This is a genomic window from Streptomyces hazeniae (assembly GCF_031845485.1).
Classification (GTDB): Bacteria; Actinomycetota; Actinomycetes; order Streptomycetales; family Streptomycetaceae; genus Streptomyces; species Streptomyces hazeniae.
This window is the reverse complement of record NZ_JAVREQ010000040.1, coordinates 24283-30492: the sequence shown is the minus strand read 5'-3', so window position 1 is coordinate 30492 and position 6210 is coordinate 24283. Positions and strand designations below refer to the sequence as shown.

The 6210-nt window shown below is 70.1% G+C and carries 6 protein-coding genes and 1 pseudogene; 4 read left to right on the top strand and 3 right to left on the bottom strand.

The genetic code is table 11. From position 1 onward, the window contains the following. Positions 1-117 (top strand): annotated as a pseudogene (locus RM572_RS27595) (IS5/IS1182 family transposase); the annotation flags it as partial. 492 nt (positions 118-609) lie between these two features. Here RM572_RS27595 and RM572_RS27590 read toward each other — a convergent pair. Both RM572_RS27590 and RM572_RS27585 read right to left on the bottom strand, forming a co-directional pair. Then, positions 610-858, bottom strand: a complete 249-nt coding sequence (locus RM572_RS27590; protein WP_311676105.1) for a hypothetical protein — start codon at positions 856-858, stop codon at positions 610-612. A gap of 591 nt (positions 859-1449) precedes the next feature. Then, positions 1450-1743 (bottom strand): hypothetical protein, encoded by a 294-nt coding sequence (locus RM572_RS27585; RefSeq protein ID WP_311676104.1) that lies wholly within the window; start codon positions 1741-1743, stop codon positions 1450-1452. Between the two features lie 747 nt (positions 1744-2490). Between RM572_RS27585 and RM572_RS27580 the strand changes: the two genes are divergently transcribed. Then, positions 2491-3114 carry a peptidoglycan DD-metalloendopeptidase family protein gene (locus RM572_RS27580; RefSeq protein WP_311676103.1) on the top strand — a complete coding sequence of 208 codons (624 nt, stop codon included), beginning with the start codon at positions 2491-2493 and terminating at the stop codon, positions 3112-3114. A gap of 282 nt (positions 3115-3396) precedes the next feature. Here the strand turns inward: RM572_RS27580 and RM572_RS27575 are convergent, their stop codons facing one another. Next, positions 3397-3963 carry a TetR/AcrR family transcriptional regulator gene (locus tag RM572_RS27575; RefSeq protein WP_311676108.1) on the bottom strand — a complete coding sequence of 189 codons (567 nt, stop codon included), beginning with the start codon at positions 3961-3963 and terminating at the stop codon, positions 3397-3399. A 222-nt stretch (positions 3964-4185) separates the two neighbouring features. Between RM572_RS27575 and RM572_RS27570 the strand changes: the two genes are divergently transcribed. Then, entirely contained in the window at positions 4186-5292 is a 1107-nt protein-coding gene (locus RM572_RS27570) for a DmpA family aminopeptidase (protein ID WP_311676102.1), read from the top strand. A gap of 311 nt (positions 5293-5603) precedes the next feature. Continuing rightward, complete coding sequence (locus RM572_RS27565; protein ID WP_311676101.1) at positions 5604-6182, top strand: C40 family peptidase; 579 nt, start codon at positions 5604-5606, stop codon at positions 6180-6182. The last annotated feature ends 28 nt before the right edge of the window (positions 6183-6210 follow it).

Here is a 6210-nt window from a genome sequence, read left to right as displayed (position 1 = left end):
ACCGGCTATCGCCGCCTCAACCACCGCTACGAGCGACATCCCCGGAACTACCTGGCCTTCCTCGGCCTCGCCGCCGCCCTCTGCTGCTACAAACGACTCGCCCGCCTCACCACATAGGACACGGTCTAAACCCGGCCGGTATCCGCTCGCTGCTCCCGCACATCACCGCACCGGCCCCGCTGGCGGCGCCGGTGCGGTCAGGGCGGTTTCGCGCGCCGGGCCGCGGCCGCCGAGGTGGACTGGGGTCTGCCCGCTGGCGCCGAGCGGACCACGGCAGCCGGGAGCCGTTCGCGTCCTGTCTGCGGGTGTGGGACTGGGCCCCGGTTCTGCCTGCGTCGCTGACCGGGTTCGCCTCGCTGCTCGCCGCGGTGTGCCACCTGCGCCCGGGCGGGCTGCCCGACCCGCGGCCGAGCACCTGGTGCCGCTCAAGCGCTCCGTCGCCCTCATTGAGGAGGAGCTGCTGGAGCTGGCCGCTGCGGCTGGCCCAGCTCGAAGCCAGGCCGCGCTGGCCGCTGCCGAGGGCGCTGGCGCCGACGGGTACGCGGTCGTGCTGCACCGCCTTGTCGAAGCCGGCCCGGCCGCCTAGACCGCAGATGTCCCCGGCTGTGCTCACCGCCCTGGACTGGGCAAGAGCTCGGCGCGTTCTACCTCGCCGCTCCACGGTTCGGAGAGGGTGTGCAGGTGGTCCAGGGCTGCCGACCGGTCGGCGCCGGTACACCACACCAGCATCAGCAGGTCGAACAGCGCACGGTCGGCGAACAGGACGGCGGTAGGCGCTGGTTGGGCGGGGCGAAGAGTGTGGCCCAGCGCGGAGGGCGGCCCGTGGCCGGGGCCGGGCCAGTCGGGTGCTCTCCCCATTCACAACCCGTGCATGCACTGGCCAAGGCAGTGGTCACACACCGGCAGATGCTCGTGAACACACTCGCTGCCACACGGATTGCCCTCTGTCCTGCTGCGCGCGAGCCTCACCTGCTCCGGCCGATACAGCCCCGCACCGCCCCGAAGGTAGTAGCCGTTGTCCGTCGCGAACATGCGGACCGAGCTGACCTCGAGAGTGCGCCCCTTATCCGGTCCCTCGAGGACGCAGACCTGGTCACCTGTCCTATACATCGCCCTCACCCCGCACGTTGAGAAAGTCGTCATCGATCAGCACACCCGCACGTCTCCAGCCACTGCCACCGCCGCTCTTGGCCGAGAACGCTCACGGCGAAGGCGAGTCACAGCCCGAGAGGCCCCACAACTGTCTCAGGCCGCGACCATCCTGACCACGAACAGTACGGGCGACGCCCACATCAAGTGAGGGCGCTCCCTGGGCCAACGCCGGACGACTCGCCGCTCGCAGCTGATCGTCTCAGATGCCGATCACGCGGCTGACCGAAAGTGTGTCGATCAGCTCTTTGGATACGCGTTATTCCTTGGTGAGCATGGCTTGCTGGGCTGCCTGGCAGATCAGTTGGGACAGCGCTCGCAGGTAGCCCTTGCTGTGCAGGTGCAGGACGGGCGAGAGGTCGTTGAGTTCGCCGCGCTGGTGATGGAAGAGACGAGGTTCTTGTCGAACTCGTCCACGACACGGCAGAAGGGGTCCTTGCCGACCTGGTCGTAGCCCAGGCGGCTGGTCTGCAGCTGCGTCTCCTCCACGCTCGTCACCGTTTCAGCCGGATCGGTGCCGTGTGCTCCTTGCAGACCGGAGTCGGATTCGAGGGGAGGCAGGTCATCAAAGTAGGACTCTTCGAACGACGCCACCCCCTGCGCCGTCCACCCCTGCCCAGCGCCTGTAGCGGTGGGGGAGAGGAAGAGGGGTCGCCACCGTCCAGGACGCGGCGAGAGGATCAGTTAGCCCCGGCATGCCGTACATTCCCGTGGCCCTCAGCTCCAGTTCCTCCCCAGCCCTGCCAGTCGCCGCCTGACCGTAGGGGGCGAACGCGTGCGGCTGCGGCGTGGGAAGAACCGGCCCTCACCCGTCCGGAACAGCCGCGGCCCCCGCCCCATCCGGGCCGCGGCCGGCGCGCTCGAGCAACTCGGCGAGGCCTGTGCGATGAGCGTGAACGGGGCGGGCCAAGGCGCCCTTCACGATGTGCGTACTGGCGGGGCCGCGGCGAGCGCACATAAACACGCCCTCGAGGCTGGGGCGTCCGGAGATGAGGCCAGAGGGCCCGGGCCGCGGTGGAGCCACTGGGCCCGTTCGCAGACCGCTGACCGGCTCCGATCGTTCCGTTCGCCGGTCACGCCAGCTTGATGCTGGGCATCAATGGTGGGCTGCTTGTTGGGTGCGAGTGGCGCCCTGCCGAGCCTCCTGCCCGGTGGCCCTGTGTGGGGTGAGCTTTGTTCGCGTCGTCCGGTATTGGGGGTGCTGTTTCGGCTGCGCATAGCGGATCGGCCCGGAGCTCGGGTTGACGCGTGCGTGCCACGGTTCTAGTTTTTTGTCGATCGGTACGAGAAATCAGGTTCTCGGCCGGAAGCGCCTGCTGACGGCCCCTACCGGAAGGCATCATGAGCTCCTACCTTCTCTCCCGGATACGCCGCACCGGTGCGCTGAGCGCCGTCGCGGGTCTCCTGGCCAGTGCGCTCATCGGCGCGGCGCCCGCCGTCGCTGCCGGCCCCGTCCATCCTCCGAGCGCGGCGAAGCATGCCAGCGCAACTTCCGTGCGGGCATCGCTCCCCGCGGGCACCTGGTGGGGGGTCAAAAACGGAAGGACCACCTCCGCCTACAACCAGTACTTCCCCGGCTACCAGTTCGGCTGCCGAGGGGACCAGCGGCACAAGGGCGTCGATGTCGGAGCGCCTACCGGTAGCCGCAGCTACGCCTGGGGCCGGGGACGGGTGGTCGGCCGCGGTTACGACCCCGGCGGCTACAACCGCTGGATCCAGGTCTACTTCCCGTCGGTCAACATGAGCCTGACGCTCGGCCACCTACTCGACGGCTCCGAACTCCGGGTCGGCACCTCCTTCACGAGGAACACCGTGTGGGCCAAGGTCGGCACCAAGGCCGACGGGCTCAACCACCGGCACATCCACTTCCGCGCCGCCCGCGGCAACCACGGGGCCTCGCCCATCGGTCCTTGCGAGGACATGAATCCCTTCATCCTCTGGGATGCCCTCGGCCTGCCCTCCTGACCCCGCTCCTCCTGCCAGGCGGCGAGGCGATCGCTCGAAGGACCTTGCGGGCGGTTCGTCCGGGCGGCGGCCGTAAGCCTCCGCGAGGTTCCCCCGCGGCACGATGACCGGCCCGGCGCGCCTTTGCGGGTCGGGCCTTGGTGTGTCGCGGGGGTGCTGTCGGCGATGAGGTCTGTGCCGGCTGGGGGATGTCCTCGTCGCCAATGCGGGGGAGGCGCGGGACGGGGGCAGTGGGCAGGAGGTGAGGGGGAGGTCTGCTGGGCGCGAGGTGGCCGTCTGTCGTCAGTTGGTGCGGAGCCGGGCGCCGGTGGCTGTGGCGGCGTAGCCGATGAGGTACTGCTCTGCCGTGGCTCGTGTGACCGAGGTGCCGGCGATGATGTGGTAGCCGTAGGCGTCCTCGAGTGCGACGAGGTTGGAGGCGATTTCCCGGGCAGGTGCCGCGAACCGGAAGGCGTCGTCGGCCTCACCGCTGCTCAGCAATTCGCAGTAGAGGTCGACCTGGTCGTCGTAGAGGGTCCGCCGCAGGGCGGCGTCCCGGGTGTTCTTGCGTGCTTGCGGGGCGAATTCGTAGAGCAGGCAGCACAGTTCGTCGTCCGGTCCGGTGGGCAGGCCGGCGCGGATCGTCGCGACCAGGCGGTCGCGCGGGTCCTGCAGATCCTGGACGGCGGCCCGGCGCAGCGAGGAGAAGCGTTCCACGGCATCGGTGAACACCTCCTGGAAGAGTTCGTCGAGTTCGCGGAAGTAGTAGGTCACCGAGCCGGGGGCCATGCCCGCGGTGTCGGCGACGTCCCTGATCCGCACGGCGCTCAGTCCGTGCAGCACGATGGCCTTCCGTGCGGCCGCTACCAGCTCGGCGCGTCGTGCGGTCTGATTCTTCGGCCGTGCTATGTCCGCCTCCTGGGCTCGATGAGTCCGTCCCCGTGCAGCTTAGCGAGGTGTCCGGGCGCCGGTCTCGCGCTGGGCGCGGTGGCCGCCTGCGGGATGTGCGCCGGGGTCGCGCCCGCTGGTACGGAGTCGTGGAGTTCGTGGGGGAGAGGCGGAGTGAACTACTCCTGGCAGAAGAGAGAGCGTATGCGTGCACGTGAACTGGGCATCACCGTCGGCTCGGGACGTCCGGGCCGGTGGAACGCCATCACCGACGTGCCCGGTGTACGGGTGGGGCACCGGACCCTCATCGAGGGTGAGGGCCGGTTGCGCCCGGGGCGGGGGCCGGTGCGGACGGGCGTCAGCGTCGTGGTGCCGGCCGAGGGGTCGCTGGGGAGGAGGCCGGTCTTCGCCGGCTGCCACCGGCTCAACGGCAACGGTGAACTGACGGGCCTGGAGTGGGTGCGGGAGTCCGGCACGCTCACCTCGCCCGTCGCGCTGACCAACACGCACAGCGTCGGCGTGGTGCGTGACGCCCTGGTCGCCGCCGAGGTCGCCCAGCGGGACCCGGACGAGCTGTACTGGTGTCTTCCCGTCGTGGGGGAGACCTGGGACGGACTCCTCAACGACGTCAACGGCTTCCACGTACGCGCCGAGCACCTGCACGACGCGCTGCGTGCCGCGGCGACCGGACCGGTGGCCGAGGGGAACGTGGGCTCGGGCACGGGCATGATCTGCCACGGCTTCGCCGGTGGAGTCGGCACCGCCTCCCGTACCGCCGGCGCGGGCTGGACCGTGGGGGCACTGGTGCAGGCGAACCACGGGCGCAGGAGCCGGCTGAGTGTCGCGGGGGTCCCCGTCGGTGAGGCGATCCCCGCTACCGAGGTGCCGTTGCCGACGCCTCCCCACGGCCCCGTCCCGGCGCAGGGTTCGGGCTCGATCATCGTCGTCCTGGCCACGGACGCGCCCGTGCTGCCCCACCAGTGCGACCGGCTCGCGCAGCGCGCTGCCCTGGGAATCGCCCGCTGCGGCGGGAACGGCGAGCACACCAGCGGAGACCTCATCATCGCCTTCTCCACCGGAAACCGCCTGGCGGGGGACGGCCTGTCCGAAGCCGGCCCCCCGGAGAGGTGGGTGCGCATGCTCCCCGACCCGGCGCTCGGCTCGCTGTTCGACGCGGTGGTGGAAGCGGTTGAGGAGGCCATCCTGAACGCGCTGCTCGCCGCGCGCACGATGACGGGCCGGGACGGCATCACCGCCCACGCACTGCCTCACGACCGGCTGATCGAAGTGATGAAGACAGCCTGCTGGTGAGCCCCGGGCGGGAGGCATGTAGGGCCCCGCGGCAGAACGGCCCGGCAGACCGGGCAAGGACCCGGCGTCCGGTGCCGGAGGCGGGATCTCCGGGCGTCCGCCTTCCGCGTCAGGGCCCCGATCGTGCGCGCAGCGAGTCCGGGACTGCCTGTGGCGCTGACCAGCCGGCCCCGGCAGGTGCGGACATGTGACGGTCCGCCAGTCTTGGCATTGACATGTTCATTCTTTATCGTGTCGACCGAACATAACGGGGGAGGGGCAGCGACTCCGCATGCCACCACCCCCGCTCACCCACAGAAGGGCCACCACGCATGGCAAGCAGACAGCGCATCATCCTGACCGCGGCTGCACTCCTGGCCTCGACCGGCCTCCTCCTGCCGCAGACCGCCTCGGCGGCCACTCCGTCTCCGGCGCAGCCGACGGCGTCGGCGCAGGAGGCCGCGGACGCTTCGACGGCCGCCTCCGGAGTGCGCCAGGCAGTGGTTCGCGCGGCGAAGAACCGGCTGGGGCGCCCGTACAAGCTGGAGTACGGCTGGACCTGCCGTGAGACGAAGATGGACTGCGAGTGCTTCAACCGCAACGCGATCTGGCACGGCACCAAGAACGCCACCGGGCGCGGCCTGCAGCTCAACTACTGGCTCCAGGGCCAGATCAACCAGGGCCGGAAGACCAACACCCCGCGCCCCGGGGACCTCGTCTTCTGGGACACGAACAAGCGTGACGGCATCCGCTACGGCGGCGACCTCGACCACACCGGCATCTACATCGGTAACAACCGCGTCATCAACGCGAGCGCCTATTACGGCAAGGTCGTCTACCAGAGCGTCACCCTCGGCGGCACCCAGCGCGACCCCCTCTTCGTCAACGTCCTCGGCCCCAACGGCTACTGACACAGCCCGCGAGACCGCCCGCCGCCGT

Coding starts and splice junctions, on each gene's coding strand:
- RM572_RS27565 (WP_311676101.1), top strand. CDS start 5,604: ATGGCAAGCAGACAGCGCATCATCCTGACCGCGGCTGCACTCCTGGCC.
- RM572_RS27590 (WP_311676105.1), bottom strand. CDS start 858: ATGGGGAGAGCACCCGACTGGCCCGGCCCCGGCCACGGGCCGCCCTCC.
- RM572_RS27570 (WP_311676102.1), top strand. CDS start 4,186: ATGCGTGCACGTGAACTGGGCATCACCGTCGGCTCGGGACGTCCGGGC.
- RM572_RS27580 (WP_311676103.1), top strand. CDS start 2,491: ATGAGCTCCTACCTTCTCTCCCGGATACGCCGCACCGGTGCGCTGAGC.